Consider the following 26290-nt stretch of genomic DNA (forward strand, 5'->3'; position numbering starts at 1 on the left):
AACATCACCAGCTGGTGTTTTTTGATGCAAAAACCATTAAAACCAAAATTTTCTACCATCATAAACACACTTTTGGATAAACATCCTATCTGATTTTGAGTGACTACAAGCTGTAAACTTATTAATATGTACTAAAGGTTACCAATACGGTAAAATCTCCCAAAGACAACTGGTAATTCATACAGCATAAGGAGGCAAAAAATGGCTTACTCAGCTATCGCTGTTGCAAATGCCTTCATTGAGAAGGCGAACGAAAGAGGTATCCGTGACCTTTCTCCTATGAAATTGCAAAAACTTGTTTTTTTTGCACATTCTTGGATGCTTGCGTTGTCTGGAAAACCTCTGATTAAAGAACCTGTAAAAGCGTGGAAGTATGGCCCTGTGATAGATTCTGTCTATCATGAGTTTAAATCATACGGTTCCAGAAACATCACTTCTCTCGGTACCGAATTTGAAGGTTTAGATAGCGATGATGTATTCGATATTAAATATGTTATCCCTAAGCTGCCTAAGAATGATGAGCATGCCAACGCGATTATTAATGCGATATTAGATACTTATGGCAATAGAACAGCTACATACTTATCTAATTTAACCCATGAGCAAGGTTCCGCATGGGCAGTAACTCGCAAGTTACATTGCGACGGCGGCGTGAGGGAGTTTGTTATCCCGAACGACATCATCAAAGAAACGACCATTAAGAAATTAAAGATCGATTAAATGTCTGACAAGGATAAGTCTGGTTCTTTTTATACTCGCTTAGCTCAAGCGAAAAATAATCAGAAAGAAGAGGAGCCAGTAATTGACTCCTCTTCTGACGAAATGGTTCAGGAAGAGCAAGAAGACTATGAAGCGCAAGCAGCTCCAGATCCAGAATCGTTAGCTGAAATAAAAAAGGCAGCGGTTTTATCCGACGCAAAATTTTCTAAACTTAAACGAAAACTGCTTAAAGGCCAAGTAAGGCGCCAAAAGCAGAACAATAAGATGAGAAAAATTTATGCGTCTAAGGCATATAAATTTGTATGGCTTTGGTCAGTTTTTTTCTTTGTCATACTTCTACTTTCTGGTTACAAAAACCTTACAATAGAGTCACTTAACTTCAAACTCACTTCAAAATTTGAGTTAGCCGATCCCGTTTTGATCGCTTTGATTACTGGGGTTACAGTAAATATCGTTGCAGTATTCATAATTGTGATGAGAAATCTTTTCCCTTCCTCAGAAAAAGAAGACAAAGAAGCGGACAAGACAGTGGAAAAGGCTGAAAAAAAATAAGATGTATACTGGTGCGTAAATTTTTTTCAATGCGCCAACTTGGTCTTTAACTTTCTCTAGGATAATATCTCCTACAATTGCTTGGGCATGAACACTGAGTAACCAGCCGCCTCCCGTTTCTGCATACGACGGGAGGCGGTTTCCTCGCCCGGTGCCTGCATATATTATTTACGAACCTGACTGGCTAAGCTCAGAGGCAATTTTCACAGCGTTAATGACGTCACGAGCTTTTTCCGGATCGTTAAGCACCAACTCCACCAGGTTGAAGAGTTCTTTGATTGCTTCAGTATGGTACGCGGCAGCCACGCCTGATGTATCAAGAAACTTAAAATTCTCAATCACCGTACCGTCGCTAAACTTGCGGTCTCCGTATGTTTTGACAGCATCAGGACACCACTTTTCTACATCCTGAGCAATAAGGCCAACGCCACGCTCTCCATCCTGAATATCATACGTGACCCCGCGCAAATAGAGTACTGCAGCAAGGGGTTGCGCTACCGGCTCAATATTCGACTTGTGACGCTCGTCAGAACCATTAACCCAGGCGCCCTGAGAAGTGGCAGAGCCATCGTAATTAAAACTCCACAGTTTTGAACCGGTGCCATAAGATGCGCCGTTGTAGTAGATGGAGTATGTAAGCGTATTGGTACCTGAACCGCGAGTTATCCCTGCAATCCATCCGTCTGCATACCAGTTATACTGAAACGCGCCTACAAATCCTGTAGCACCCGTATTTCCATCACCTGAAACACTCAGGATATTGTTATCTTTTCCCTCCCCCTGTTGTACTTTTCCTTTCAGCGCAAAGCCTTTACCCATATCAACATCAAGACCACCATTAGCTGAAATCACTGAGTTAGCATCAGCCGAGATTGGTGCACCTCTCAGGTTAAGCTGACCTGTAAGCGTACCGCCTGAAGTATTAAGCTTGTTTCCAAACTGCGTAGAAAGATAATTCCATGAAGGTCCAGTGAATGTAGTGCCGTCTGGCAGCTTCACCGTAATGTTTCCAGCCGCACTGAAAACCTGTTGCCAGTTTTGTTTGTCGTAGTTCAGACCCCGTAGCGCTTCAGCACTTTGAGCCACCAGTGCAGCCGTTACCATGTTGAGCGCTACGCGGGGAACGGCTGACCAGGCAGCACCGGATTGCGTCGGCCCGGTAAATATGCTGACCAGCGTCAGTTGGGTATTGCTCTCTACCGATTTAACAGGCAGCGTATAAGGTACACCTCCCACAGTCGAAACGATGAAATCACCAGCGGCCAGATCTGAGGTGAATGAAGTTCCGGTACCGCCGACAACAGCGGACCCGTTCGTCAGGTTGATGGTGCCTGCTGACATAATGGACTCCTGCATTTAGATATTAAAAAACCCGCCGAAGCGGGTTGTCAGTAAATTGCATCAATGACGGGGATGGTAAGACTTGTCAGCCTTCGCCCTACGACGCTGTATTGCGATGTCCACGAAGCGGCATTTCTACCCCTCCCTGCGCGCACCAGATTTCCATTACGAATAAGTCCGGCCCATTTCAGATAGTCCCAGCCTGTGTAGACCTCGCTGTTATAGCCATATCGCCCGAGCAGTATCATGCCCTCACCAATATCGGTATTTGACCATGAAGGCGCGTAGGTTTGGTTTCGGTAGACGAATGGCCTGCGGGTGGTAGAGAACACACAAACACCGCCTTTAATGATATTCAGTCCCCTTCCAGGTGTCGGGCTTACACCACTGGCAAAAATCGCGATCTGCATGGTGACGGTCGCGGCCTGATCGAGGCCAGCATGATCTATCGTCGCAAGAATGTTTGAGCCGTCAAACTCGATGGTGACGTTATCGGCACTCCATTTGGCGAATACCATGTAGCGATCACGTGAGATATTTGTCGTCGGCGTCGCCCAGCTCCCGGTGAAAGTTACTGTGCCCCGCCACACGCAATAGCCCGACATAGTGGCATCGGTGATTGAGAGGAAATCAGTGCTGTCCTTAATGAGCAGCCCTCTGCCAGACGAGGCTGGAAGAATTTGCCAGATCGAGGCATCAAAGGTTTTTTTCTGGTTCCAGTTATCACTCCACCAGGTATTCATGGTGATGGTGTTACCTGATACGGTAAATCCATCCAGCATTCCGATGGTGGGAATGAGGTTTGTACCCCTGTTAAGTTTGTAAACCGTATTGCGTGGGATAACGACAATCTGGCTGCCATCCACGCGCTGATTAATCGTGTACTGGTTAACATCCCATGCTTCGCTGAGGTTCTGGCAAAAAGAAGGGCAACGCAGACCGGCAGTAATCTCCATTGCAGGTCCGCCATCATCATAGGTAATTCGTAATCCTTTTGGCATTGTCACCACTCTCCAAGAACAATCAGGTTCCCACCACCGAGATCAATTCTTACGCCCCTTCCGTCAATAGTGACGCCATTACCATTCCCGGTGAAAGCAAAATTACCGCTGGCGGCATACAGCGCGCCGTGCAGCTCACAGTTACCTGATTTATCAATGTTCCACCCTGCGCCACTAGGACCAGCCACATAGTTTGATGAACGGATGTAATTACCTATCTTCGCGTTAGTAATGCTGCCGTCCTGGATAAAGGCATCACGGATGAATACCTGACCGTTATAGACAAAAAATGCAGCCTGGTAATTACCCGGATCGCTTCCCGAGTAGATACCAAACTGATCGGCAGCAAAGACTACCGTTGATTTGTATGAAGAACCTGAAGGTTCTATGGACATCCCAAAGCCGGTGTTGTACTTAATGCCGTTTCGTATAATGCCAAGGTTCAGCGTGTATGAAGCTTTAGCAGAACCGTTGTCTGTGACTTCGGCAGTCATTTTTTCATTCACAGCAGCCGTTAACTGCCCATTTGGACCAATCTGCGCCTGTACGTAGGTGGATAAATCAGAGAGCCCCTGCTGAGCTGTAGCTACTGTGGTTTTTACTACCAGAATATCAGCTCGGACTTCCCCATATTGCTGGTACTGATGTTCAACCGTACCGTGATTAGCTAGGGCATTCTGCATTGCTGCTTCAAGGTTGATGTCCACGCCTTCAGCAACATTTTTGAAAGCGTCAGAGTCACGCACGGCATCATCAATGATGTCGATCAGCTCTCCGGTTTCCGTCTGGCACAGCGCGGCTACCTCGACGAAAGCAGACGTACCGAACGCATTGATGGTTCTGATGTACCAGTAATAGGTATGTCCGTTTTTCAGGTTGTGGCTTGTCCACGTCGTGCCAATACCCGCGCGCGTGGCTCCGGCCTCCACGTTCGCCGTATCTGTGTTGGCAAGCGGCTGCTCGCCAGACGTCCAGAAATCGAATTGGGTTGAAACGTTCGTGACGGCTGCCAGGCGGGGAATAAGCATCACAGCAAAAAATGCCTGCTCTACCGTAACACCAGACGGCGGTGGCGGTGCCTGAATGCTGAATTCCAGATATGCCTCGGGCGAAGATGCACCCATCTGATTAACCGCGGTGACGTGCGCAGTGTAAGTGTCCTGCAGCAGTCCAGTTAACCGCGTGAATGAGCCGGGAACCTGCGCTGTCATCACTGGCTGCCCGTTCCTGCGAATGACAACCTGGTTATAGACAAACTGCCCGATGTTCTGCCAGGAAAGCACGCCCTGCACCACCTGACCTATTTCCTCTACGGTGTATCGCAGGTTCTGAGGCTGAGCCACTCCACCAGGAGGGAGTTGGGTAAAATCAGGACGCTCGATCGGCTTACCAATGGCATCACCCCACACGTCAGCGGTTTCCTGCTTCAGCGTGATCTGCACGCCGTTCTGCACGCCAAATTTCCAGTCGGTCACGCGCATCTCAACGTTAACGATCCCAAGCGAGGGAAAATTAACTTTTACGTACATACCGGGGCGGTACCGGTACCCACTGAGGTTCAGCGTGAGATTCATTGTGCGAGAAATGCGGGTCCGCTTGAGCTTGATGTCCGCCAGGCGCTGAGCCTGAAATTCAGACGTAACGAAACGCAGCTTAAGATCCTGCGATATCTCCACGCCGTCTTCGGTTACCCACTCGCTGACAGATACCGAGGGAAAATCGGCTTCAGAGTAGGTCTGTTTAGGATCGACAAACGTACCGCTAATGGTGTTCACTCGCTCTGACTGTGACACCTCAGGCATGATCTCGATATCACCGGCCAGCTGACTCTCGGTAATAACTTCGGTTGCGGGGCCATAATACGCGCCAACGAGGATGCCATGTTTACCGGCGATGTAGGTTGGCTCTGCTGCGCCCGCTGTCAGCATAGCCTCAAGAATGCTCGCTTTATTTTCGCTGAGGTCAAATTCTCCGTTCAGCGTGTAGCGTTTTTCCGTCGTGCCGTCGCCGTTTGTCACCAGCTCGTCGCAGATGTTGGCCGCCTCCTGAAACTGATCCCAGTTAATATCAGCATCAGCGACTTTCAGGTAACTCCGGTAATAGTCCAGCACACACAGCGCCAGATTGTTGCTGTACTCCGTGCGGCCGGTGCGCGGGTCGTATACTTTCCGGCCCGTCTTCTCAACCTTCACGTTCGGGATGCCGGACGGGAATTTCTCTGCGTTGTATTTCAGAGACAGACGCAGCCAGGAAATCCCCTTGCCGATCATGTCATCTTTCCACGACGGGCAATTTGCCAGCATAAACGGATCTGCTGTCTGGCGGTCTATATGCACTTCATACGTGGCGCTCTCGCCATACGAGCCGATATCATCATCGCCCAGGTAAATGGTGCCTGTGCCTGAAATTGGGTGCCCCGCCAGGGTAATGGCAAGGTGAACCCATTCGCCATCAGTCTGATCGCCAGACTGTTCTTCTGCGAAAAACAGAGTGCCGGCAGACACCGTCCTGCCGTAGACAACCGTTTTAGGGCTGGCAGCCGCGCGCAGCACCTGCTTACGTTCTGCAGTATCACGGTAAGACCCCAGTGATGGCTTCTTCGTCATCATCTGTGTGGCGACCTGAGCGGCAATGGTGATTGCCATTGCGATAGCGTAGGCTCCATTGGCTGCTGCGGCGCCAGCGGCTACCGTCGCGATGATAGGAATTGCAGCAGGCATCAGCGAACCCTCCATGTACTCAACGGTTTGACGCGCAGGCAAACCAGACCTGTTTCACCTGGCATCCATACAGCACCGCCGTAAATCACGCCGGCGCATCGGGTTCCGGCATTTTCTACAACCGCGATATCGCCACGCTGGGCCATCTTCACCGGCACTTCATCGAGGTATTTACCCAGAACCTTTTCAAGAGAGCCGCCGCCGCGCAGCAGCGCCTTTTTTGCGCCCGTTTCGCTGTCGTAGGTCCCGCGCCAGCCGTAGGCGAAATTATCCCCGGTCATCGCTTCCGCACAATCTGCCGCAAACAGGCAGCAGTCATGTTCGCCCCATAAAAAAGGCCGCTTTTCAGCGGCCCTTATCACGGCGATTAATCTGTTATGCCAGTCTGGATGCTTCATGCTTCCTCACGAATAGGTAAACCCTGGTGCATCTTTTTTGCTGCCCCAGTAAATTGAACGTTCTGCCATCTGCGCGACGTAACGAAATATGCGGTCGCCTGGCTGGGTGGCCTGGTGTGACTCATCGGTATAGCGGTCCGGGAACGGTCGCTGCCAGTCCTCAAAAATATTACTGACGGTGTACTGCAGGGCATTCGTTTCACCTGCCGTTGCCCCGGTGCCGGAAATCTTCCCCTTAAAAATCAGGTCTGCAACCTGAACGACGCCGTTATCATCCATCGCCACCAGATACAGCTCCGCTGGCCTTCCCACACAGCGCTCATTGAGCGTTTTAGCAAACAGCGACATATCCAGCCCTGACAGCGTCATCCTGAGCTGAGTCGGGCTTGTCGTGTTGGTTTCGCCCACATCGTCGATGGCGCCCATTGTTCCCATGCCGTAATAGACATAACCGCCCAGCACCAGCGTGCCGGTACCGGAATGCACGTAGGCGGTACCGGACTCAAACTGGACATTAGCCGCCAGCACGGCGGTAACCCTGTCGCGGGATAGCCAGTCCACCATCGAATCAGAAAACGGGGAATACAGCATCAGAAAGCCTCCTCAAATTCCAGCGTATAGCTGGTAAAAACGCCCGGCACGCGATTACCAGCCCCCTGCTGGTTATCCTTCAGCTTGAAAATGCCGTATGGCTTAGCGACTTCGATTTTCCCGTTAGCCGGGGGAGAGGCGCGCAGCATAGGCGCAAAGGGAATAACGGCAGTTCCTGCAGCTGTGCTGGTCACATCAGCGGTGACCATCTTTAGCTCGTCATTAACGGTAAAGTAATCACCGGTGCGCAGTACCAGTGTGCCGGGTGTCCAGCCCTTACTGCCGAGCTGCGTACCGCTCTGGTTCGCGTCAGAAACCACCGGATTTCCGGCTGGCGTTCTGCCCCCCCGCCCCCAGTCTCTGATCTTCACCCTGCCATATTCACCATCCAGATCGGCCACCAGCGCATCGATGCGCCGGGATTTATCATCTGTAAGGTTGCTAAACGTCAGGGAGCAGATCCAGCGGGTGCCGGGGAAACGGACGGTCTGTGATGCACCATTAAACGGGGAACGAAATGTTTTTGTGTTACTTTCCGGCCGCCACGTCAGTGACGACGGACATACATCTTCAGGCCATTCAAGCACAGCCATTCTTAATTACTCCCGATGTTGAATATACTGATCGTTTATCAGGATGTTACTGATTTAAATACCTGGTTATGTTGGAAACTCAGCCCGACAGCGGTGGGACGCTGTCGAACTTAACCAGGAGGGATGGTTGATAACCTCTTAAAGGAAATTATATGAATTACAACTTTGAAAAATCGCTATCAGCGGGAACAGAGCTTCCTGACGACAAAACTGTTATTTACGTCCATAGCGCTGCTTATGCAGTTTTAGCTAGAACGCTTGATGACCATATCCCAGGGTTTGGTCATGAACTTCTGAAAAACCTTGATAGGGTTTATGAACAAAACGCCGGGAACGAAAAGACTCAGTTGGCCTTTGCTCAACTAGGAGCCATGGTCAAAACGCTGACAAACAAAGAAGGCTGATACCATTTTCTGAAATTAGAATACGGTCTTTTTTAATTTGCATGACCACGACCTGTTTTTTGCAGGTCGTATTATCAGCAATTATATAATCTTTCCTGCTTTCATTATCTTTCTTTTTTGGCTTCATAAATTACGCCTGCCTTTCGGCTCATTAATAAGACAATAAGTACCATTAAACGCCGAGCATCCTCCTGGCCTGACCGTTGGTCTGAAAATCACTCAGCATGTCCTGGCGCGCTTTTTTAGCACCGTCAGCAGCTCCCTGACGCGCGGCTTCCTGCATGGCCCGATTGAGCGCGGCGTCACCGTTACCAGAAACATTGATATGCTGGGTGATATGGATTTCACCACTTCCCGCCGGTGAGGTTTGCGCCCCGGTTACCCGAACACCTAGCGAACCATCCGCAGAGCGTGTGAGTGGCATGATGGCTTCCGGGCCAGCCTCCCCCATCAGCCCAGCGCCTTTCGCAAAAGCAAAGTATGTCGGTGATCTGACAATGCTGTTACTGTAAGCACTGAGGCTGGCGGAAGCGTAAGCGTCCCCCTTAGCGTTGAGCTGAAGACCTGATGCCGCAGAGTTGTAAGAACCAGACGGTGTGGACCCGCCAGCAGAGCCACCAAACAATCCGCCCAGGAATCCACCGCCGCCCATAGAAGACTGCAGCGAATTGACGATCATCGCGTTCAGGATAATTTTCTGCATGGATGCCAGTACCGATTTTGACCAGTCCTCCCAGTCAACTTTGTTACCGGCCAGCGCTTCAGAAATATTCCCCACCAGCCCAGACATGGTATTGTTCACCAGGTCTGCTGACTGTGAGGCATAATCGGAAGCAGTATCTACCCAGTTAGCAAAACCCTCCCGCATCCCAGCAGCCCAGTCACTTCTTTGGGCATCAGACGCAGCGTAGAAACTCTCCTGATCGCGTAAGCGTTCATCGAGATAACGTTTATTCAGTGCCAGCTCCTGACGATACAATTCCTCAGAGATATCACCGGTCTGATACTGGCGCTGAAGGTCAACGTTTTTCTGCTGAAATTCCTCCCTGATACGCAGCATTTCCTGCATACGCTCACGCATACGACTACCCTGACCGTACCCAGTGAGTTCAGCCTGGTTTGATGCGCGTGCGCTGGCGTTAGCATCGGAAAGGTTTGCTTCATACGCCGCCAGTTGTTCCCTAATTTTCCGCTGATCAATAAGTGCAGCATTTTGCAGCAGAGTTTGTTTCTGGGCCTCTGTAAGAGTCGCCAGTTCCCCCTGGCTCACCTGGTATTTCAGTTTTGCCAGTTCGGTATTCTGACCTGCCAGCGCGATCTGCTCTTTCTGCTGTTTGATCAGCTTGTCATAGGTATCAGCTGTTTTTTCAGCCTCGGATTTCCCGCCCTTATGGCGGCTGGAGTCACGAATTGCTTGCAACTGCCTGGCAGACTCAACTTCCATGCTGACATACTTCTCACGCCAACCAGCCGGGAGATTAAGGTCAGATGCATCAAATTCCGCCTGCCTACGGGTTTTGTCCAATCCCTTAAGGCCGGATAACTCAAGCTGTCGCTGCGCCTTGTCTATGGCTTGCTGCTGCTTATTATCAAGCGCAGGAAGTACAGGTCCTGCATATTTTGGTGGGGACACTGCTGTAGACTGTCTGGAAACATTGTTCAGCCGGTCATACATCTCTGTAAGAGAACTGACGGCGCCAGCCATTTCTACTGTTTTATTTATAGCCTGATCAGTTATGTCGTTTATTAACTGTTGTGTTTGCTTTCTTTTATTGAGCATTTGCTCAAGTCGGCCTTCCTCAACCGCAAGTTCTGAAGCAAAGTCTGCAGCTTTCTCAACCGCATCGTTATACAGCCATGTTCCTTCTGAAGCAGAATTGGCCGCTAATTTTGCGTTATAAAGTTGATTGGATAATTCAGCAACTTTCTGCTTCTGCTGTTCAATCGCACTATTCTGAGCATCAAGTGAAATATTCGCCTGTCCAAGGTTGGCGGATATCTGCGTCTGAGACATTGATTTCAGATTATCTCTTACCTGCTCGATTGTGTCCGCATATTGGATTGCAGATTCCCTGGCTTGTTCTTGACGTTGATACATCGTGTACCACGCCCCAGCACCCAACATTAAAATTCCTGGCAAACCACCAACTAACGACAAAAGACCCGTAGCGCCAGATTTGAACAAATTCATTACCGATGTTGATCGGTTGAGTGCTTCTTGCGACGCTGATACTGCTCTATTTGACTGAACGAGAGTAGCATTGGCGGCTATCATTGCGCGCCGTTTGGCAATAGAATTTTGTGTAGCTATCGCTTCTGCATTTGTGTTTTTTGCAAGTTCAAGCTCGGATAGCGAGAGCTGATAAGCACGCTCGGCAGCAATTGCATCTGCAGCCGCCTTTCGTTTTGATTGAGTAGCAGATTCAGCCCTGGCAGATGCGAGCGCAATTTCGTTCTTTCTGGCATCTATTAATTGCGCCGTCTGGTTCCCAAGATCGCCAAACATCCCTCCAAGATAGCGAGCTCCACCTATTGCAGCCAAAGCTCCGGCAGCCGTAGCCACAGTGTCGATATTGTCAGAAACTGTATTCAATACAGCAACAAGAGTACTTGTCGCACCAGTGGCTTCATTAGCACCACCTACCCATGCCATGAAAGCATTTTCGATTTTCGTTGTGGCAGCAGAAACGGTCTGCGGCATTGCCTCAAATTCACCACGCATAGTGCCAAGTTGACTTATCAGGGCCGGGACAACTTTATCTGCGGTTAGCATCCCCTGATCGGCCATTGCCTTCAGATCTTTACGAGCGACACCCATCCCAGCGGCCAGCGCACGGATAACTCGATCACCGTTTTCGTTAACAGAGTTGAATTCCTCGCCCCGCAGCACGCCCTGTGCTAATGCCTGACTAAACTGGGTGATAACAGAACTTGCTTCTGCCGTGCTGGCGCCGGATAACTTTAGTCCAGTAGAAATGGCCTCGGTTACATCCAGAACTTGCTGCGAACTGTATCCGTATTCACGCATCGATGCGGCGGAACGCGCAAACAGACTCGCATTATCAGAGAAGGCGGTTCCGGTTCGTTGGCTAATATCCATCAGCGCGCGCTGAGACTCCGTGAAATCATCAGACGACTGGGAAGCCTGCTTTAGCCTGGCATTAACAGAGCTCCATTCATCCGCCAGCGATATAAGATGACCAGTTGCAAATGCTCCAGCAAATGCACCTGCCATTCCCAGTGCTGAGGCCTTCGCGGTGTTTATTTGACTAGTTACCTCAGCCAAGGCGCGCTGAGTCTCCCGCGAAGCTGCGGCCGCTTGGCGTCCTCCGGTCTGCATTACCCGGTAATAGTCATTACCCATTCTTGAAGCACGAGAGATTTCTGACTGGAATGACTGGGAGTTTGCAGATATTTTGATGATCAGTTCGCGCAACGTAGCCATATTTTCACCCATAAAAAAACCCGCTTGATAGCGGGTCTTGAGTTATAAACTGTCTTTTCTTTGGTGAGCGACTTGTATTAATAAATCTATTTGAGCATCTTGCTTTCTATTTATCTCTTTAAGGGCTTCAACTTGTTCATTTGCCCTTGTGCTAAACCGTAATAAATAAAAAATCACAATTAAATTTATCAGCCAGCCGAATATTCCAAACACTACTACCAGTGGTTCCATAACGCCTCCTTTTCTTAAGGAAAGAGCGTATCGCCACATTGAAGACATGTGAAGCAATTATTGTGTCGCAGCAGTTAGCGCCGCCTCAAGCCCGGCAAACGGGTCTGCACCTTCATCATCAGGATCATGCTGCCAGCGCAGCAGCATGTCACTCATCGTGGCTTTTGCACCCTGAGCATTAAACACAGCCGTTGCAATTTGTGCCGCCTGAATGTCGCCCCGGATATCACCTATTGGGCTATGTTTATCAAATTCAGCCCAGAGCCTGAGCTCACTGGCAGACATGATATCCCGAAGCTCTGATAGCGTGCGCCCCATGCGGAGCGCAAGCGACATCAGAAACCGCATGCCGGGCTGTGCTACTTTCCCTCAGCTTCCTTCGGGTCAGTAGTCAGATTAAGAGCCTGGCGCAGCAACCGCGCATGAACAGGGCCATACACCGCTTCAACATCGGCAAAATCATTCTTGCTGAATACCGGTTCACCCTGTTCGTCAAACAAAACGTCAATAAACAGTGTGACATCGGCGCGAAGATTGCGGTGCGCACGTTCTGACACGGACAACTCACCATCAGTATCACCCGGTTTAATCACGTCCTGCCAGTGCAACCATGCTTCTGCTGATGGTTCCCTGAGCATAATCTTTACTCCATCCCATTCCGGCACTTCAACAGTAACGTGGCGGAATGCGGACTGACTCGACAGCGCGAGCTCCTTAATAGATTTCATCGGTTACTCCTTATGAACCCGGATCAATTTTCTGGGGCTTGCCCTTCAGACGCAGCGAGAATGTGGCGGCCACAACGCTGTTTGTACCTGATGACCAGGTGTGCTGGCGAACTTCAGCCAGGAACTGGAAGCCGATCCCAGAAGGGAAAATGATTTTGAAACCGTATGTGGTGTCGTTGTCGTAGGCTTCACGCAGGGCATCCTGTGCCGGGTTGGAGTAGAAGTTACCCGACAGTGAAATTTCTGACTGTGCACCCAGGCCGTTGATATTCTCCTGCTCTGTAGAACACAGGGTTGTGACGTCGATATCCTGTTTCTGACCGCCAGTGAACTGCACCTCTTTAATGGTGCACTGCAAATCCAGATAGGTTGCTGAACCGACAGTTTCTGGCGTTGCCGGGGCGGAAGTGATCTGAATCTTCGTGCCCTGTGATTTTTCATAAAGTGAGGACATAACTGTCTCCTGAAATAAAAAAACCCGCCGGAGCGGGTGGGATGGTTTAGGTCTGGTCAGACGGTTACCTGAAATTCGAGCGTTGCCCGATGATAGCGCAAATCAGGCTCATAGCCCGGCGTTTTCACAATGCTTTCCGGCTTCAGCACCTGCAGAGCATCAAGCGCCATATTCCTTATCGTGCGCGCTTCAGCGATGGTGCTGGAATAGACATCAACCTGCACAGAAACGGCAGATTCAGCCTGACCGCAAAGAACGTCTGCGGCCACGTCGGTAATAATCGAGAAAATTACCCAGGGCGGCGAGACTGAAGGCCTTCCGTCACTGCCGAGCGGCGCAACGTAGGGATAAACCTGTCCTCCGGCCAGCGGCGCCAGCAGAGGATAGAGATCGTCTTCCGTCATTTGCTTAATGCCTCGTCAATGGCCTGGTTCATCCGCCTGATCGCGACCTCTGTCGCCTGTTCCCGGCGTACATCGAACGCGTGACGAATGAAAGGGTGCGGCGGCATGTTAACGGTACCCATTTCGACGAATCGCCAGTAAAAGGCGTTTCTCGGGTTATTCGCCTTCATCGTGTTATCGCTGTTCCCGGTGCGCGGGTTAACACCACGAATGTGGACACCGGAAGAAATTTCCCCGCGGCGTCGGCTTTTTTGGGTCACCACCACCACGTTTTTTTTCAGTTTCCCGGTACGCACCGGAGCTCGGGCGATCACTTCTTCCTTAAGCACTTCGGCACCGGCGCGCGTGGCATCACGCAGAACCTTGTTGTTTTCAGCGCGGCTAAGCGCTTCCAGATCCTTTGCGATGTCATTCAGCCCGGAAAAATCAAGGCTCGTCTCAATCATTTTTCGGTACCCTGTTTGCAAAGAATTTCGAGCTGAACACCGCGAGAGTCAGGGATTGGCGGACCAATGATATTCAAAATGGCCCCCTTGAACGCGCCAGTCATAACCCTGAGTCTGGACGCAGCAGTTATATCGCTACGAAATCGTGTCCATACCCTGATAGTGGCGACTGCGGTTTCAGCACCAGCGGCTACCAACTCGCGCCCACTAATGCCCTTTACTTCTGCCCAGGTTTCTGCGCCGTCATGCCATGTTTCAACAGGCTGGCCAGAAGGATCTCTGGATGTTGTTATGTTCTGAATCAGCACCCTGTCTCTCAGTCTTCCGGCCTGCATAAAGTCCTCCTATACACCGTAAATTCGGTATGGCTGCAGTAGAGCTTCTACGGCGAAAGGCACCGCTGATGTAATATTTCCGATGTTTACAGCCTCTCGGTTTGCATACCAGTGACCAATCAACAGTAGCATTGCCGCCTTAACATCATCATTCAGTAGAATCGGGTCCGGGTCGTCTGCGTAGCCAGGGGAGCTTTGATTTTCATAGAGCGTTCGCCTTGTCCATGTCTGGACGTAACGCGCCGCCGCACCTGTGTAAATCTCCAGCAGAGCATCATCACCCGTAAAGTCGGTATCAATGCGGCAATGCTGTTTCACCACATTCTGATCAAGCATTTGTTTGCCCCAAAAAAAGCGGCCCGAAGGCCGCAATATTTATCAGCTCCCCGCGCCGGTGCTGAATGAACCGTACACGAACGCCTCAGGGCGTTTCACAGCCAGCGCCAGACGTTCTTCGCAACGGATGGTGATCATGTTTTTCTCGAAGTCGTCGGCGTTCTCCGTGGAGATCACCACGTTCGCATCTTCGCGGTCGAAGATTTGCGCGCCAGCGTTGAATGCACCGGTCAGGAATTTACCCTGGAAGGCTGCCGCTTCCGTTGCAACAACCGGCAGACCCCACAGAGTAGGACCAGTCAGCGCTGCAGGGTTAGCCAGGATGTAACGGCCCAGACTGTCTTTTGTCAGCTCGATCCGCGCCCAGTCAATGAAGTGAAGAACGTGACCGGATGCAGGGAAGCGCGCCAGCTGCGCCTGCAACATTGCCAGACGCAGATCGTCAATCCCGCTCTGCTGTTCGACAGTGAACGCCGGATTGAACGCTGACGCCTGAGGAACGATGCCGTGTAGATGAACGCCGGTACCATCACCGAAGAGAATTTCCTGCTCTTCTGCATACTTCAGCCCGTAGCGCATTTCGGCATCAACGGTGGACTGCAACTGTGCGAAGTCATCCAGGATCTGCTTTGAGGCTTTGAACAGGTGGGCGATGGTGCTGACGCCAGTGATTTTTGGCGTGAACTCAATTTCGCTGTATGGTTTCTGCGTATTTTCAGGTACCACTTTCGCGTTGTTGGTAAAGCCCGTCTGCTGCACCCAGAAAATAGCCGGGGAAGAAGTGCGTCCAGGCGCAATCAGATCGCGGATGAACAGACGCTGCTTCGGTGCCGTATCAATACCCGGCAGGCGCTGAGGCTCCACAACACCATCAGGAACATCCGCAGAAGTCAAAGCAGCCTTCACAGGGATGCTGATACGTTTACCACCTTCAACACCGGCAGCAAAGGTTTTCAGCGCCTCAGCAGAGATCACCTGCTGGCCGATTGATTCCACAACATGCTTCGCGTTAGCCAGTGGCATCTGGGCAACATGTTGCTCCAGTTCGCCCATCGCTGCTTTCAGCGTTTTTTCTGCTTCACGCAGGGCGTTGAACTCAGAAGCCATTTTATCAACGGCTGCCTTTGTTTCTTCTGACAGCCTGCCTGACTTCTGCGCCTCGTTGAGTGCGTCTTCTGCTTTCGCGTTGAACTTGCCGGTTGCCTCTTCAATGCTGGCAGTGACTTTTTTCAGAATATCGTTTACTTCAGACATAAAGGGTCCTTATTTGACTAGCGCCGCCAGGGCGTTTTCAAGTGAATTGATGGTTTCAGGTTTGATGTCTTCGGCAGCGCCCGGCGTACCGTCGTTGGTGGTGACAGCGCCAGGCATGCCACCGGATAAGGCTTTAATGAGTTTTCTGCGCTCAGAGCGCGGGGTGTTGGTCTTGGCCAGCAATGCATCAAGTTTGCGAAGCGCGGCTGCAGGCGATTCGTCGCCGTCGCTGACCGCATCTGCAGAAAGCAAGCTGTCTGCCAGTCCCTTCGCCACAGCATCACTGCCACCGATATAGCTTTCCGCGTCCATCAGCTTCTGCACAGCGGCCATATCAAGGCCGGAGCGCGCGGCGTAGATGTCAGCCATAGCGGTATCGAAGGGTTCCAGTGACTGTGCCAGTTCTGCAAAATCATGGCGGTTTCCCATCGCGTAGACCCAGCAGTTGTGGATCATCAGGAAGGCACCGCGGCCAATCTGAATATCATCCCCGGCCATCGCAATTATCGAGGCGGCGCTGGCGGCAATGCCCAGCACCTTCACCGTTACACGGCCTTCGTATTCGCGGAGCAGGTTATAAATAGCCAGACCTTCGAACATGTCGCCGCCCGGTGAGTTGATATTCACCGTAACGTCGGCGCCGTTCATCGCCCGAAGCGCACCGGCAATACGTTTAGCGGTTACCCCTTCGCCCCAGTAGTCCTGCCCGATAACATCAAAAACAGAAATGCTGTTATCGTCGGTGGCCGCCGCTTTGATCCCGCCGTCCCAGCGGTCCAGTGCGGACGGTAATGTTTCACAGGTAACGCGCGCGCAGGGGCGACCCGCCGGTGCTACCGGAAGTAGTTTTTTGCTCATCAGGAAAGTGCTCCTAAGCGGCCTGTTTCAGCGGAGATTGTTCAAAGGAAATATCGGGGAATACGTGGTTATGCAGCTCTCGCAGGGCCAGTGCCTGAACAGCAGGGTTGCTGCTTTCGAGATTTTTCAGTTGCGTCAGGTTGAGCTGAACGGTGTAAATATCGCCCCCTTCAATTGGCGGCATGTTCTCAAGACGACGAACGTCATTACGGGACATCCAACCATTTTGAAGCGCGCTGGTATAGTATGCCGCGCGACCGGCACTATCGGCTCGCAGTAGACCTTCAACAGAGAACTCTGCAAACACTTCATCATCGCTGTCGAGTAAGCACCGGCCAATTTCCTGCTCAATATTCACCAGCAGCGGTCGAAGTGTATGAGTCAGAAACTGCAGGTTCATACCTTCCAGGCTGGATGCCCAGCTGCTTTGTTTCGTGGTGTGACCAACCATGAAAGGCGGCACGCGAAACCAGCGGCAGATCTCCTCAATGCTAAATGCGCGGCTTTCGAGCATCTGAGCATCTTCCGGGTTCATGGTCACGCCCTGGTACGTCAAACCACCCTCAAGAACCATGATTTTCCCGGCGTTTTTCGAACCGGTAAACGCCGCCATGTAACCGCGAAGTTTTTCACGTTGAATATCATCCAGAGCTTTATCAGAAGAGAGGAATCCTGAACTCTGCAGGCCCTGTTCGAATATCTTCGCCGCGGACTCTTCAACGGCCATTGCTGAACCGATCACATCCCGGCCAGTCTTCATCGGCATCATGCCGCAAACACCGTCCAGACCGAACCCGCGAATGTGCATGATGTTTTTGACCGGAATGACGCGCTCGTTTCCGTTTTCAGTGTATTTGTATTCCAGCGCCCCGGTAGTGAGACGTTTAACAACCATGTTCTGCGGCAGTAAAGGCACCAGCGAAACAAGGCGGTTTGCGATGAATTTCTTCTCAATGAAGGCGTTCCCGCGCAGGCAAATACTGGCGACCACCATCAACATAAAGCGTGATGGTGTCATTTCTGAATTGGGGCGGCGGCACAGTATCGAATAGGCCGGATGATCGGTTGCCGCTTTGCGCGAACCGTCAGGCTGTCGAACATATATTTTCAGCGGAAGGGTTGAAATAGACTCGCTTAACAGCCTTACGCATGCCCACACAGCCGATAGCTGGATGGCTTTATCGGCCGTGACCACCTTTCCGCTGCTGCTGGTGCCAAACCATTCCTCCCAGAACGTGCCGGTAGTCAGGCTGATAGGCACACCAAGCCAGTTAAGCAGAGCGCTTTTCACCCTGCCTGGCTGTTTGTTTTTTTTCATCAGAAACCTACCATGATGGGATTATTGAAGAATCCGGAGAGATCCTGCTGGTCGTTGCCACCGTTAACCAGAACGCGGCTCATTGCTGTGAACAATGCCGCCGGGCCATCAATCTTGGCCTCTGGTGTGGACTTGTTCGGGAAAATGTTCTCGTTCCGGTCAGGTTTGACGGTTACGTTGGACATCATCCAGTTCATTACCGGGTGATCGCTGTGATGGAAGCGGCCACCGTATACCAGTGCTTCGACCTCTTTCATCGCCTCAGAGAAATTGCGAACCGTCTGCGGCACTTCCACCAGCGGCAGCCCTTCTTCTGCCAGCGCAAGGCTGAACTGCGTCGCACTCCACGGGTCGAAGCCAATTTCTTTCAGACTCTCGCCAGCAACCCACACCTGCAGCTCTTCCTTAATCTGAGCATGGTCGATTACATCCCCGTCGGTAAGGATCAGCTTGTCCATCTCAGCCCACTTACGATACAGCTCTGCCATCTGGCGTGAACATTTCTCAAGGCGTCCTTCCGGCAGCCAGAATTTAAAATCCGCATGAACGTGGCCACCTGGCGCGCGCCAGACTTTAGCAGCTGCACAGATATCAATTTTGTTTGAAAGGTCAACGCCCACCCAGGAGGGATAGGTTTTAAGTTCGTGCTGCGGGGCGATAAAATCGCATTTTTCCCATTTCATCATGTCCATCCAGGCAGACTCAGCGGTAACCCAGATATTCATGTGTTTGGTGAAGAAGTTAATCCTGGCCGAAACCTGCTCTTTCGCCTTTTTAGCCAGGCGGCGCAGGTCATCCCAGCGCTTACAGATACCCAGCCCCGGATTCGCCTTCTGCCAGACTTTTTCATCAAAGGGATCGTCACCTTCATCTAAGGTGTAGATAATGGCAAAAAACGTATCGTCTTTTACCAGCCCACGCAGCACCTTGATGGCGTAATCGCGTAGTTCGTAACAGATGCCTTCTTTGTTGAAGCCGGCGGTGGTGATACCGAAAAGCAGCGATTGAAGGCGCGCGCCGGTGGCCGTCTCCAGAACGTCCCAGACGTCACGGGTTTTATGAGCATGCAGCTCGTCAACGATGGCACAGTGGATGTTCAGGCCGTCGAGGTTGTTCGCATCTGATGATAAAGGCTCGAATTTGGAAGCCGTTTGCTCCTGGTAGATAGCGAGCTTGTTGAATTCGAAGATTCGCCCAAGAGTGGCCTTCGCCTTCTTGACCATATTTTTCGCGTCTTCAAAAACAATTCGCGCCTGGTCACGGGTGGTGGCAGCAGAATAAACCTCCGCCCCGCCCTCGCCGTCAGCGCCAGCCATATAGAGCCCCACGCCGGAGCAAAGTGTTGATTTGGCATTTTTACGGGCCACCTCAACATCTGCTGTACGGAAACGCCGAACCATCACCGGCCGACCGCTGCCGTCGTTACGCAGGACGGTTTCCCCCGTCTCTTCGTTCACCAGCGGGATAACAAAGCCAAAAATATTAATCAGGATGAAAACATGCCAGTCCATCAGCTCAATAGCCTGGCCTGCCAGAGCGCCTTTTACGTGAGGCACAAAATTATAGAAATTCAGAATGTGCTGCGCGCGCGGCTCACTGAAGAAAATACCGCGCTCTTCGCCGTGTGCCAGATCGTCAAGAAAACGCTGGCAGGCAAGGCGCACATACTCACAGGCAATAATTTCCCCCGCCACCACCCTCTCGGCGTAGCGGATGCCTTCTGCAACCTTAGCCATTAATCCCTCGCTTTCATAAACTCGGCCAGCGGGTCAACCGCATCAGGACCTTTTGCATTCACCTTAGAGCGGCTTGCTGGCGTCATGCCGAACTCACCGAGCATGGCGCGCAGTCGTTTCCAGGCATCAGCTTTCATGATGGCCGCCGGGTGAGCCTTGATCAGCTCATCCCCGCTCTGTGTTTCGGTCCGGTAGGTGTAGCCCTCAACTTCAAGCGTGTCGCAGTGATGCCGGTATTCGGTATAGGCCTCAACCAGCAGCTCAAGGGCTCTGGCATCCAGCTGAGACATCACACCGATAGCATCAAGCTCGTCGGCCATCCGTTTAAACCAGTATTTCCCCTGCTTGTCGAAATGCTTCGGCGTTGGGGGTACCCCTGAAGGGGGTTTTGGTTCGTTCTCATTGATCGGGCGTTTTGATGGGTTACCCCTCACCAAACGTAGATGGGTCGGGGTTTTCGGTGGTCCAGACATAATCGAAAACTCCTATTAATCATCGAATGGGGGATCCCATAAAAAAGTTTTCTAACCTGCGGCGATGTGAAAAGAGGTTAGGCGGCGGTCCTTTGGCGCGTCGTTCCTGAACTTTCAACCCGCCCTCCCCCTCTGTCGATTAAAATGAGAATTGATGTCATTTGAGTCTTTCAACTGCTGTCTTCGCCCTGTGGCAAGGCTTGCAGAGGCTTTCGAGGTTGGACAGGTCATCGGTCCCCCCATTTGCTTTGGCGGTGATGTGGTCCACCGTCTCAGCGGGTGTATACCTTCCATTTCGCAGGCACTCCTGACAAAGGTGTTTATCCCTGTCGAGAACGATTGGGCGTAACTTGTCCCACTTGCTGCCATACCCTCGCTGATGCCTACTCTTTCCTCTCTGATGCTGCTGCCAGCCTTCGTTAAGGTGCTTGGGGCAATAGCCTGAGCGGTCTGTGGTTGTGCCAGAGCAGCCACGCTTGCGGCATGCTCGCGGTATTTGTGATGGCATTAACACTCCTAAAAAATTGAGTCATCACCACGTTGAAAACGTAAATTCTTACTGCAAAGTGTATTTGCCACGCTTTTGTGGTTAATTTCGTGGAGGTATTTATGGGTTTGAAACCTGGTCAGTCTAGTGGACGCGATGGCGGTGTATATCGTGAACGCGGTCCGCGTGGCGGCCAAACCGATAATTACACAACCATTCCTGATAACCATAGGGCACCACCAACTTCAAAACCTGGTGCAACATGGGAACCAGTAAAACGGACTCCAGACAGCAAAAGATAAAACTAATTAAACCGGCCTACTGGCCGGTTTTCCAGGCGATTCTCCACGCTCGTCGCCGTTCTGTACGTAGCGCTGAGTCAGGGTGACACTCGACTGATTCAAAGTCTGCATGGTCCACAAGCGAGTAACACGGATAAACCACTGCACCGCCCCAAGCATCACCCACGGCATAATCAGCGGGCTTACTACTATCCCATCGAGACAACACGCGACTGATATGTTGCGGAGGTACGCTATAGCACACCCCGTGTATCAGCTGCGGCAGCGTGATGTGGTCAGCCTGAGTCTTATCAGCAACAATCAGCCGCTCGGCTATCTGCATTTGATACTGAGGAGGTCGACCTGTACCGAGATAAAAACTCACCAGAGAATCAGGGAAGCGATTTAGCCAGTGGTCTATCACCAGTTCAGTAAAACTGTTTGAAGGCTGAGCATCATCTTCAACTACAATTACCCGGCATGTTTGTTCTGCTGCCCACTCAAGCGCGCGCCGATGATTCCAGTTCGCGCCGTGGTTACCATCATCAATAAGTAGATAAGCATCCAGCAGCGCAGCAAGGCGTTGCGCATGTCTCAGGCGTGAGTAATGGCCGACCACCACAAACTTAATCTCTTCAGCCACCAGCGAATCTCCAATAAAAAAGCCGCACGATGGCGGCTACTGTTCTTTTGTCAGGGTGTCTAATAAGGCTATTCAGGTTACTCTTATGTAACCATCAAAGGAGTAAATCCATGGATAAAACAAGAAAATACGATAGAGCATTACAACTGGAAATTCTCAACGCACTTATTGACTGTGCCCCCAACACGTTGAACAAGTCACAAGAGATTGAACTCATTGAAAAGTTCGATAATTATGATCACTTCGTGGCCTGTATGCTTTATCTCGAAATGCATGGCCTAGTAACAACACCATTCGTACGCAGCGACACAATGGCCGGTGTGGAATTTATTTTCAATGCACCGGTATGCTACATCACTGAGAAAGGTATAGATTTCTTACTCGATGATGGCGGCTTGAGTGCCATTTTAAAAGTTCAAACTGTACGTCTTCACAACGACACTATAATTGCGCTTGAGGACATAATCCGCGTTGCAAATATGCCTGAAGATCAGAAGAAGGGATTGATTTCAAAACTTCGAGAGCTTCCGGCAGACGCCATAAAACATTTGACCCTACAGCTATTGACTCAGGGGGTTCTGAATCTGCCGAACGCAATTCAACTAATTCAAAGAGCCCTCCAGAAGGGCTGAATTCATCTGAGGGGCGGATTAATTCAAATTTGCCCCATCCAAGCTTTTTACTAAGTGTCACCCAAAATGGGTTCCGAGTGTCAGCGTGTATGTAGAAACTATTCTTATGCATCACAGCAGTGAAAATTTTCATCGTTGATTCAAACCTCATTTGTGCTTCCACCAAGCGTTTTCTTTCCCGACTCCGTCAGTTTTGAACACTGTATGTACCAGAGGGCCGGTGACCAGCCTGCCAGCAAATGACTGCGCGACAATACCGAACGCCAGCATGTCACCCACCGCAGCGCCAGCCTGCTCTTTCTTCCAGAAGCGATAACTCTCGATCCGGTAATAAAGACGGATGATGCCGTGAGCGAACGCCATTACATCAGAGCGGGTGCCACCCAGCAGACCAGCGTTAAGCATCACATCGCCGCGGTGCGCTTCAATGAATTCCTGATAGATACGTTCAGGATGATTCTGTTTCGCCCAGGAGTCGGCGTAGGTCTTCGGTTCAGAACCGACATACACCTTCCCGGGCTGCATTTCTTCCCATGGCGCGCGAAGCATTTCGACATCGGTACCATCAGTACACCAGACGAACCGGTATTCAGGGTGATCGCGCAGGTGCTGCCAGATGTGCAGCCAGCGCCGGAAGTAGACATTCATCTTCACGTCAGGTACGCGGTACAGCTCAACATCTGTCGGTGCCGCCTGCAACTCATCCACCAGCGCTATACGGCTACAATTCCGAAGCGAGGCCGCCCACTTGGTCAGCATGTCAGGTGAGGCCGTCATTTTCGTGCCGCGCTGAGGGTCAGGCTGGCTGGTCAGTAACGTAGTGATAACCACGTCGCGCTGACGCCGGTACTCCACATAACCGGTAAACCCGGTATCACGCCGTTCGTTGTGGATTTTTACGTTACGTTCCACCAGCGCCTGACGGTCTGGCTTCGGTACCGAACGCTCCACGGCCTCATGCTCATCGAGAGAATGGATCAGCTTTTCGGAGCCTTTCACATCGGCATAAGCCCACGTAGTCAATCCAGCGTTATGAATGCGCAGGGCGAGATCGCTGTGCTCGTACATGCCGCGACAATAAACCGGATCGAATCCGCCCACCTTCTCGATGGCGCTGCGGTGGTAATACAACATCACGCCGCGCTGCCCGGTATACGCCACATGCTGATCGTCACAGTAAAGCACCGAAAGGTCATTCAGCTTATTGCGGCCTGCCAGATCGAGAAACTGATAAGCCAGGTGTGGCTCATGTGATTCGATGTAAGGAACGTGCCAGTTATCAGCGATGGGCCAGGCATCATCATCCCACAGAAAAAGATGCTCGCACCCGGCGTCCATCAGCGCGGTCAGGCTGGCGTTCTTCGAAGCAACAATGCCAAGTGATGTTTCATGACGATGCAGTTGTACGCTGTCGGGCGCTATCGCTGCAGGTTTTGAGCCATCATCGACAACCACCACCAGCGCACCGGGCGGCAGGTGCTTCGAGTGCTGTTCGAGCGCCCGCTTCAGAACGTCAGCGCGGTTGTGTGTAGTGATGGCAATACCAATCCTAGTAACTGAGGCGCAGGCAGGCACATACTGGACCCTATCAATAGTAATCTGCATATTAAATCCATTGAATTTTTTATGATGAAGGGCTAATTTCAAAGCACCGATTTATCTTCAAAGAGTCGTCAATAGAATGGATCTTGTTCCAGCAAGTAAAGAGTTGAAGAGGGCAAAACGTTGTGTCGAACGTATGCGATCGGCCAAGTCATATGATGAGTATGATGAAGCATGGAGTGACTATTTAAGCCGTATTGAAAATGTTTTCGGAAGGGTTAAAGTTGCCGCTGAATCACATAAAAATTATCCATCATTTTCATCTAGTGTAAATCACCTACGGGCAACGGATAGTTTACTTATTTATCTAAAACAGGCTAGAAATGCTGTTCATCATGGAATTGTAGATACTTCTAAGTATATTCAGGGTGGCTTCGGCATAAATCCTCCTACCCCAGGCGGTATACTCCGCCTAGACTCAATAACTATTGATGGTAATGGTAATGCTCATATTGTATCCCGATCACCTTTTAGACTTGATATAATACCTGATTCAATAGAGGCTATTCCGTGTCGCAATAGAGGCGTTACATACAACCCTCCTGAGTCTCATTTAGGTGAAGAGATAAAAAGTAAAAACCCAGTAGATATAGCAGAGCTAGGCATTAAATTTTACGAATCCTATCTTGCAGGCGCTGAGGAAACTTTCCTTAAAAAATAGATTTAAGCTTAATTCTATGAATTTTATTTGTGGCAGTTCGCCTGCCACGCTTTGTTATGCGCCAGGATGTCTTTCTTCGTCTGGCGGTCCAGAACATCCCAGTCGTGATCCGTTCCGTAGATGGGTTTAACCCAGTCACAAGCCGTGTCCACTACCTCAACCTTTACGGGTCCAGTTGTCCCGCAGCTCGCGATCAACATCGTCGCCAGACATATGGTTAACAGTCTGCTGTACATTGCTGGCCTCTTTCGTTGCTTCTACCCGGCGTTCTGCTACTGCTTCAGTGGCTGCGGCTTTTTCTTCGGTATTTTGCTTCTTAAACTTCGCTTCCGTTTTTGTGGTTCCTGAAGCATGACCAAAGCCGAAAGCAGCAGCTATAGCACCGAGAACAGCAACAGCCAGTCCAATAATCAATTCCATAGTCATATGGCCACCCGTTCTCTTACCCATCCGTAAACAAACGTCTCGTTCGCGCTGCGCTGTTCTGCCAGTTCGAGATAACGCTGGCCCTGGCTACAATTCAATGCCCTGAGCATAACCAGCTCGCCCTCTTTTCCACGCCGGGAAAGATAGCTTTTTAACGCGCTGATAGTTCGCGGACCGATAAAACCATCTGCAATCAGATCGGGATAGAGCGTGCCCTGAATATTGAACACGTTCAGCCAGCGCTGGAACCATTTGGTCTGAACCGATGGGCCCATGTTTACGCCGGTATCGCACAGTTCGGCGGCAATGGCGGGAGAAACCTCAGAAACAAGATCAAAGCGTGGCCCTGTCCAGTAGTCGGCCGTCAGGATATCAAGAGCCTGCTGGCGGGTCAGGCTTCGCATATCCCCAGTGAATCCGTGGGCGCGCGCTACCGCTTGTGTGATCCCCCAGTTAGTTGGGCCGCCCTTGTCGTCAGGGTGATTAACGTAGCCGCCCTCTTTACCGAGGATGGCATTAAAAATTTCGTCTTTGGTCATGCGAATGCCTCAGGACGTCAATGATGCGTGCTACGTTTCCCCGAGCCCAGAGAACGGCAGCACAAATCAGGACGTTCACCAGCACCACGAACCAGTGTGATTCATGGTATAGGCCGAACAGGTAACGGAAAGGAACGCTGGCGTATACCAGCACCGTGAAATAAGCCATCAGCGATATCAGGGGACGATGACGCGCCCCGCCGCGCTGGTAGAACATCAGTGCAATAACGATAACAGCAGAGATAATTGCGTTTGCCATCGCACTCGGATCACTTGTTGCCATTACTGGTCCCTCCACCACGTAATCGTGAGAGAATTCCAAAAAGGCTACCCAAATCCTGACTGTTGACGAACGTCAGCAGCTTAATAGCAATAGCGGCTACGATTACCGCGCCCAGCGCATCAAGTGGCCTGTCGCTATACCCCGTCCATTTTGAGAAGTAAAACCCAAGGATAGGGGCGCCAATAACGCCAAAGATGAATGAGGTGATGAAGTAGCCCACCAGCTTTAGGCGGCTGATATTAACAGCCGTAGCGACATAGAACACCGCACCAGCGAATGCACCAAACACCACGCCGTAATCTATGCCAGTTGCCAGGCCGAACATGCTGGCCCCCATCAGACCACCAGCCGCTACCGTAGTGCCAGAAACAGGATCGGACATTTAGCCCCCTCTTATT

Annotated in this window: 33 protein-coding genes and 1 pseudogene; 6 read left to right on the forward strand and 28 right to left on the reverse strand. The window is 51.0% G+C overall.

What is annotated here, in order from left to right; translation table 11 throughout:
• Positions 1–201: 201 nt before the first annotated feature.
• Both A6013_RS01910 and A6013_RS01915 read left to right on the forward strand, forming a co-directional pair.
• Positions 202–720, forward strand: a complete 519-nt coding sequence (locus A6013_RS01910; RefSeq protein ID WP_069732437.1) for a Panacea domain-containing protein — start codon at positions 202–204, stop codon at positions 718–720.
• Positions 721–1272 carry a hypothetical protein gene (locus A6013_RS01915; protein ID WP_069732438.1) on the forward strand — a complete coding sequence of 184 codons (552 nt, stop codon included), beginning with the start codon at positions 721–723 and terminating at the stop codon, positions 1270–1272.
• Positions 1273–1440: 168 nt separating this feature from the next.
• Here the strand turns inward: A6013_RS01915 and A6013_RS24910 are convergent, their stop codons facing one another.
• The 6 genes from A6013_RS24910 to A6013_RS01945 are packed head-to-tail and all read right to left on the reverse strand — an operon-like array spanning position 1441 to position 7916.
• Entirely contained in the window at positions 1441–2613 is a 1173-nt protein-coding gene (locus tag A6013_RS24910; RefSeq protein WP_083264145.1) for a tail fiber domain-containing protein, read from the reverse strand.
• A 47-nt stretch (positions 2614–2660) separates the two neighbouring features.
• The gene (locus tag A6013_RS01925; protein ID WP_069732439.1) at positions 2661–3614 is read right to left on the reverse strand and encodes a DUF6453 family protein; all 954 of its coding nucleotides are present in this window, start codon (positions 3612–3614) and stop codon (positions 2661–2663) included.
• 2 nt (positions 3615–3616) lie between these two features.
• On the reverse strand, positions 3617–6334 hold the full coding sequence (locus A6013_RS01930) for a DUF1983 domain-containing protein (protein WP_069732440.1): 2718 nt from the start codon (positions 6332–6334) through the stop codon (positions 3617–3619).
• Complete coding sequence (locus A6013_RS01935) at positions 6334–6732, reverse strand: hypothetical protein (RefSeq protein ID WP_069732441.1); 399 nt, start codon at positions 6730–6732, stop codon at positions 6334–6336. Before A6013_RS01935 ends, A6013_RS01930 begins: the two co-directional genes overlap by 1 nt.
• A gap of 6 nt (positions 6733–6738) precedes the next feature.
• The gene (locus A6013_RS01940) at positions 6739–7323 is read right to left on the reverse strand and encodes a hypothetical protein (RefSeq protein WP_069732442.1); all 585 of its coding nucleotides are present in this window, start codon (positions 7321–7323) and stop codon (positions 6739–6741) included.
• Entirely contained in the window at positions 7323–7916 is a 594-nt protein-coding gene (locus A6013_RS01945) for a hypothetical protein (protein WP_069732443.1), read from the reverse strand. The genes A6013_RS01940 and A6013_RS01945 overlap by 1 nt, the downstream gene beginning before the upstream one ends.
• 152 nt (positions 7917–8068) lie before the next feature.
• On the opposite strand from A6013_RS01945, the gene A6013_RS01950 reads away from it, so the two are divergent.
• The gene (locus A6013_RS01950; protein ID WP_069732444.1) at positions 8069–8320 is read left to right on the forward strand and encodes a hypothetical protein; all 252 of its coding nucleotides are present in this window, start codon (positions 8069–8071) and stop codon (positions 8318–8320) included.
• 172 nt (positions 8321–8492) lie between these two features.
• On the opposite strand, the gene A6013_RS01955 is transcribed toward A6013_RS01950, so the two are convergent.
• From A6013_RS01955 to A6013_RS24915, 15 genes and pseudogenes are all read right to left on the reverse strand, one after another.
• A complete protein-coding gene (locus tag A6013_RS01955) occupies positions 8493–11765 on the reverse strand; it encodes a phage tail tape measure protein (RefSeq protein WP_069732445.1) in 3273 nt (1090 codons plus the stop codon).
• 42 nt (positions 11766–11807) lie between these two features.
• Positions 11808–11996, reverse strand: coding sequence for a YebO family protein (locus tag A6013_RS01960; protein ID WP_028019712.1), 189 nt, complete (start codon positions 11994–11996; stop codon positions 11808–11810).
• Positions 11997–12053: 57 nt separating this feature from the next.
• The gene (locus tag A6013_RS01965) at positions 12054–12344 is read right to left on the reverse strand and encodes a DUF4035 domain-containing protein (RefSeq protein WP_069732446.1); all 291 of its coding nucleotides are present in this window, start codon (positions 12342–12344) and stop codon (positions 12054–12056) included.
• Between the two features lie 11 nt (positions 12345–12355).
• Positions 12356–12724 carry a phage tail assembly chaperone gene (locus A6013_RS01970; RefSeq protein ID WP_069732447.1) on the reverse strand — a complete coding sequence of 123 codons (369 nt, stop codon included), beginning with the start codon at positions 12722–12724 and terminating at the stop codon, positions 12356–12358.
• A gap of 34 nt (positions 12725–12758) precedes the next feature.
• Positions 12759–13178, reverse strand: a pseudogene (locus A6013_RS01975) (phage tail protein); the annotation flags it as partial.
• A gap of 56 nt (positions 13179–13234) precedes the next feature.
• Positions 13235–13582 carry a DUF3168 domain-containing protein gene (locus tag A6013_RS01980; protein ID WP_069732448.1) on the reverse strand — a complete coding sequence of 116 codons (348 nt, stop codon included), beginning with the start codon at positions 13580–13582 and terminating at the stop codon, positions 13235–13237.
• Positions 13579–14028, reverse strand: coding sequence for an HK97-gp10 family putative phage morphogenesis protein (locus A6013_RS01985; protein WP_069732449.1), 450 nt, complete (start codon positions 14026–14028; stop codon positions 13579–13581). Before A6013_RS01985 ends, A6013_RS01980 begins: the two co-directional genes overlap by 4 nt.
• Positions 14025–14363, reverse strand: coding sequence for a phage head closure protein (locus tag A6013_RS01990; RefSeq protein ID WP_069732450.1), 339 nt, complete (start codon positions 14361–14363; stop codon positions 14025–14027). The genes A6013_RS01985 and A6013_RS01990 overlap by 4 nt, the downstream gene beginning before the upstream one ends.
• Positions 14364–14372: 9 nt before the next feature.
• On the reverse strand, positions 14373–14699 hold the full coding sequence (locus A6013_RS01995) for a head-tail connector protein (protein ID WP_046091696.1): 327 nt from the start codon (positions 14697–14699) through the stop codon (positions 14373–14375).
• Between the two features lie 42 nt (positions 14700–14741).
• Positions 14742–15953: a phage major capsid protein gene (locus tag A6013_RS02000; RefSeq protein ID WP_069732451.1), complete on the reverse strand. Its 1212-nt coding sequence runs from the start codon at positions 15951–15953 to the stop codon at positions 14742–14744.
• 9 nt (positions 15954–15962) lie between these two features.
• Complete coding sequence (locus A6013_RS02005) at positions 15963–16811, reverse strand: head maturation protease, ClpP-related (protein WP_069732452.1); 849 nt, start codon at positions 16809–16811, stop codon at positions 15963–15965.
• Between the two features lie 13 nt (positions 16812–16824).
• The gene (locus tag A6013_RS02010) at positions 16825–18129 is read right to left on the reverse strand and encodes a phage portal protein (RefSeq protein ID WP_069732453.1); all 1305 of its coding nucleotides are present in this window, start codon (positions 18127–18129) and stop codon (positions 16825–16827) included.
• Positions 18129–19865 (reverse strand): terminase large subunit, encoded by a 1737-nt coding sequence (locus tag A6013_RS02015; protein ID WP_069732454.1) that lies wholly within the window; start codon positions 19863–19865, stop codon positions 18129–18131. The genes A6013_RS02010 and A6013_RS02015 overlap by 1 nt, the downstream gene beginning before the upstream one ends.
• A complete protein-coding gene (locus A6013_RS02020; protein ID WP_069732455.1) occupies positions 19865–20338 on the reverse strand; it encodes a phage terminase small subunit P27 family in 474 nt (157 codons plus the stop codon). Before A6013_RS02020 ends, A6013_RS02015 begins: the two co-directional genes overlap by 1 nt.
• A 157-nt stretch (positions 20339–20495) precedes the next feature.
• The gene (locus A6013_RS24915; RefSeq protein ID WP_083264143.1) at positions 20496–20846 is read right to left on the reverse strand and encodes an HNH endonuclease; all 351 of its coding nucleotides are present in this window, start codon (positions 20844–20846) and stop codon (positions 20496–20498) included.
• Positions 20847–20947: 101 nt separating this feature from the next.
• On the opposite strand from A6013_RS24915, the gene A6013_RS27490 reads away from it, so the two are divergent.
• Positions 20948–21127, forward strand: a complete 180-nt coding sequence (locus A6013_RS27490) for a hypothetical protein (RefSeq protein ID WP_077064159.1) — start codon at positions 20948–20950, stop codon at positions 21125–21127.
• 16 nt (positions 21128–21143) lie between these two features.
• On the opposite strand, the gene A6013_RS24925 is transcribed toward A6013_RS27490, so the two are convergent.
• Positions 21144–21752 (reverse strand): hypothetical protein, encoded by a 609-nt coding sequence (locus tag A6013_RS24925; RefSeq protein ID WP_083264142.1) that lies wholly within the window; start codon positions 21750–21752, stop codon positions 21144–21146.
• Between the two features lie 107 nt (positions 21753–21859).
• On the opposite strand from A6013_RS24925, the gene A6013_RS02030 reads away from it, so the two are divergent.
• Positions 21860–22381, forward strand: coding sequence for a hypothetical protein (locus A6013_RS02030; protein WP_069732457.1), 522 nt, complete (start codon positions 21860–21862; stop codon positions 22379–22381).
• Positions 22382–22528: 147 nt separating this feature from the next.
• On the opposite strand, the gene A6013_RS02035 is transcribed toward A6013_RS02030, so the two are convergent.
• Positions 22529–23986, reverse strand: a complete 1458-nt coding sequence (locus tag A6013_RS02035; protein WP_069732458.1) for a glycosyltransferase family 2 protein — start codon at positions 23984–23986, stop codon at positions 22529–22531.
• A 76-nt stretch (positions 23987–24062) separates the two neighbouring features.
• Between A6013_RS02035 and A6013_RS26650 the strand changes: the two genes are divergently transcribed.
• Positions 24063–24644: a hypothetical protein gene (locus A6013_RS26650; RefSeq protein WP_139128215.1), complete on the forward strand. Its 582-nt coding sequence runs from the start codon at positions 24063–24065 to the stop codon at positions 24642–24644.
• A 23-nt stretch (positions 24645–24667) separates the two neighbouring features.
• On the opposite strand, the gene A6013_RS27760 is transcribed toward A6013_RS26650, so the two are convergent.
• The 5 genes from A6013_RS27760 to A6013_RS02055 are packed head-to-tail and all read right to left on the reverse strand — an operon-like array spanning position 24668 to position 26274.
• A complete protein-coding gene (locus A6013_RS27760; protein ID WP_256099438.1) occupies positions 24668–24796 on the reverse strand; it encodes a hypothetical protein in 129 nt (42 codons plus the stop codon).
• Between the two features lie 4 nt (positions 24797–24800).
• On the reverse strand, positions 24801–25070 hold the full coding sequence (locus A6013_RS02040) for a hypothetical protein (protein WP_069732459.1): 270 nt from the start codon (positions 25068–25070) through the stop codon (positions 24801–24803).
• The gene (locus A6013_RS02045; protein WP_069732460.1) at positions 25067–25609 is read right to left on the reverse strand and encodes a glycoside hydrolase family 108 protein; all 543 of its coding nucleotides are present in this window, start codon (positions 25607–25609) and stop codon (positions 25067–25069) included. Before A6013_RS02045 ends, A6013_RS02040 begins: the two co-directional genes overlap by 4 nt.
• Positions 25587–25892, reverse strand: coding sequence for a phage holin family protein (locus A6013_RS02050; RefSeq protein WP_069732461.1), 306 nt, complete (start codon positions 25890–25892; stop codon positions 25587–25589). Before A6013_RS02050 ends, A6013_RS02045 begins: the two co-directional genes overlap by 23 nt.
• A complete protein-coding gene (locus tag A6013_RS02055) occupies positions 25879–26274 on the reverse strand; it encodes a phage holin family protein (protein WP_069732462.1) in 396 nt (131 codons plus the stop codon). Before A6013_RS02055 ends, A6013_RS02050 begins: the two co-directional genes overlap by 14 nt.
• Positions 26275–26290: the final 16 nt, after the last annotated feature.

Origin of the sequence: Enterobacter sp. IF2SW-B1 (assembly GCF_001743375.1) — a bacterium.
Taxonomy (GTDB): Bacteria; Pseudomonadota; Gammaproteobacteria; order Enterobacterales; family Enterobacteriaceae; genus Enterobacter; species Enterobacter bugandensis.

Coding starts and splice junctions, on each gene's coding strand:
- A6013_RS02055 (WP_069732462.1), bottom strand. CDS start 26,274: ATGTCCGATCCTGTTTCTGGCACTACGGTAGCGGCTGGTGGTCTGATG.
- A6013_RS01955 (WP_069732445.1), bottom strand. CDS start 11,765: ATGGCTACGTTGCGCGAACTGATCATCAAAATATCTGCAAACTCCCAG.
- A6013_RS01915 (WP_069732438.1), top strand. CDS start 721: ATGTCTGACAAGGATAAGTCTGGTTCTTTTTATACTCGCTTAGCTCAA.
- A6013_RS02030 (WP_069732457.1), top strand. CDS start 21,860: ATGGATAAAACAAGAAAATACGATAGAGCATTACAACTGGAAATTCTC.
- A6013_RS24910 (WP_083264145.1), bottom strand. CDS start 2,613: ATGTCAGCAGGCACCATCAACCTGACGAACGGGTCCGCTGTTGTCGGC.
- A6013_RS02015 (WP_069732454.1), bottom strand. CDS start 19,865: ATGGCTAAGGTTGCAGAAGGCATCCGCTACGCCGAGAGGGTGGTGGCG.
- A6013_RS01945 (WP_069732443.1), bottom strand. CDS start 7,916: ATGGCTGTGCTTGAATGGCCTGAAGATGTATGTCCGTCGTCACTGACG.
- A6013_RS02010 (WP_069732453.1), bottom strand. CDS start 18,129: ATGAAAAAAAACAAACAGCCAGGCAGGGTGAAAAGCGCTCTGCTTAAC.
- A6013_RS27490 (WP_077064159.1), top strand. CDS start 20,948: ATGGGTTTGAAACCTGGTCAGTCTAGTGGACGCGATGGCGGTGTATAT.
- A6013_RS01995 (WP_046091696.1), bottom strand. CDS start 14,699: ATGCTTGATCAGAATGTGGTGAAACAGCATTGCCGCATTGATACCGAC.
- A6013_RS02035 (WP_069732458.1), bottom strand. CDS start 23,986: ATGCAGATTACTATTGATAGGGTCCAGTATGTGCCTGCCTGCGCCTCA.
- A6013_RS01930 (WP_069732440.1), bottom strand. CDS start 6,334: ATGCCTGCTGCAATTCCTATCATCGCGACGGTAGCCGCTGGCGCCGCA.
- A6013_RS01935 (WP_069732441.1), bottom strand. CDS start 6,732: ATGAAGCATCCAGACTGGCATAACAGATTAATCGCCGTGATAAGGGCC.
- A6013_RS02000 (WP_069732451.1), bottom strand. CDS start 15,953: ATGTCTGAAGTAAACGATATTCTGAAAAAAGTCACTGCCAGCATTGAA.
- A6013_RS02020 (WP_069732455.1), bottom strand. CDS start 20,338: ATGTCTGGACCACCGAAAACCCCGACCCATCTACGTTTGGTGAGGGGT.
- A6013_RS01970 (WP_069732447.1), bottom strand. CDS start 12,724: ATGAAATCTATTAAGGAGCTCGCGCTGTCGAGTCAGTCCGCATTCCGC.
- A6013_RS02040 (WP_069732459.1), bottom strand. CDS start 25,070: ATGACTATGGAATTGATTATTGGACTGGCTGTTGCTGTTCTCGGTGCT.
- A6013_RS02005 (WP_069732452.1), bottom strand. CDS start 16,811: ATGAGCAAAAAACTACTTCCGGTAGCACCGGCGGGTCGCCCCTGCGCG.
- A6013_RS01960 (WP_028019712.1), bottom strand. CDS start 11,996: ATGGAACCACTGGTAGTAGTGTTTGGAATATTCGGCTGGCTGATAAAT.
- A6013_RS02045 (WP_069732460.1), bottom strand. CDS start 25,609: ATGACCAAAGACGAAATTTTTAATGCCATCCTCGGTAAAGAGGGCGGC.
- A6013_RS01950 (WP_069732444.1), top strand. CDS start 8,069: ATGAATTACAACTTTGAAAAATCGCTATCAGCGGGAACAGAGCTTCCT.
- A6013_RS01990 (WP_069732450.1), bottom strand. CDS start 14,363: ATGCAGGCCGGAAGACTGAGAGACAGGGTGCTGATTCAGAACATAACA.
- A6013_RS01910 (WP_069732437.1), top strand. CDS start 202: ATGGCTTACTCAGCTATCGCTGTTGCAAATGCCTTCATTGAGAAGGCG.
- A6013_RS02050 (WP_069732461.1), bottom strand. CDS start 25,892: ATGGCAACAAGTGATCCGAGTGCGATGGCAAACGCAATTATCTCTGCT.
- A6013_RS24915 (WP_083264143.1), bottom strand. CDS start 20,846: ATGCCATCACAAATACCGCGAGCATGCCGCAAGCGTGGCTGCTCTGGC.
- A6013_RS01940 (WP_069732442.1), bottom strand. CDS start 7,323: ATGCTGTATTCCCCGTTTTCTGATTCGATGGTGGACTGGCTATCCCGC.
- A6013_RS01980 (WP_069732448.1), bottom strand. CDS start 13,582: ATGACGGAAGACGATCTCTATCCTCTGCTGGCGCCGCTGGCCGGAGGA.
- A6013_RS26650 (WP_139128215.1), top strand. CDS start 24,063: ATGGATCTTGTTCCAGCAAGTAAAGAGTTGAAGAGGGCAAAACGTTGT.
- A6013_RS01965 (WP_069732446.1), bottom strand. CDS start 12,344: ATGCGGTTTCTGATGTCGCTTGCGCTCCGCATGGGGCGCACGCTATCA.
- A6013_RS01925 (WP_069732439.1), bottom strand. CDS start 3,614: ATGCCAAAAGGATTACGAATTACCTATGATGATGGCGGACCTGCAATG.
- A6013_RS01985 (WP_069732449.1), bottom strand. CDS start 14,028: ATGATTGAGACGAGCCTTGATTTTTCCGGGCTGAATGACATCGCAAAG.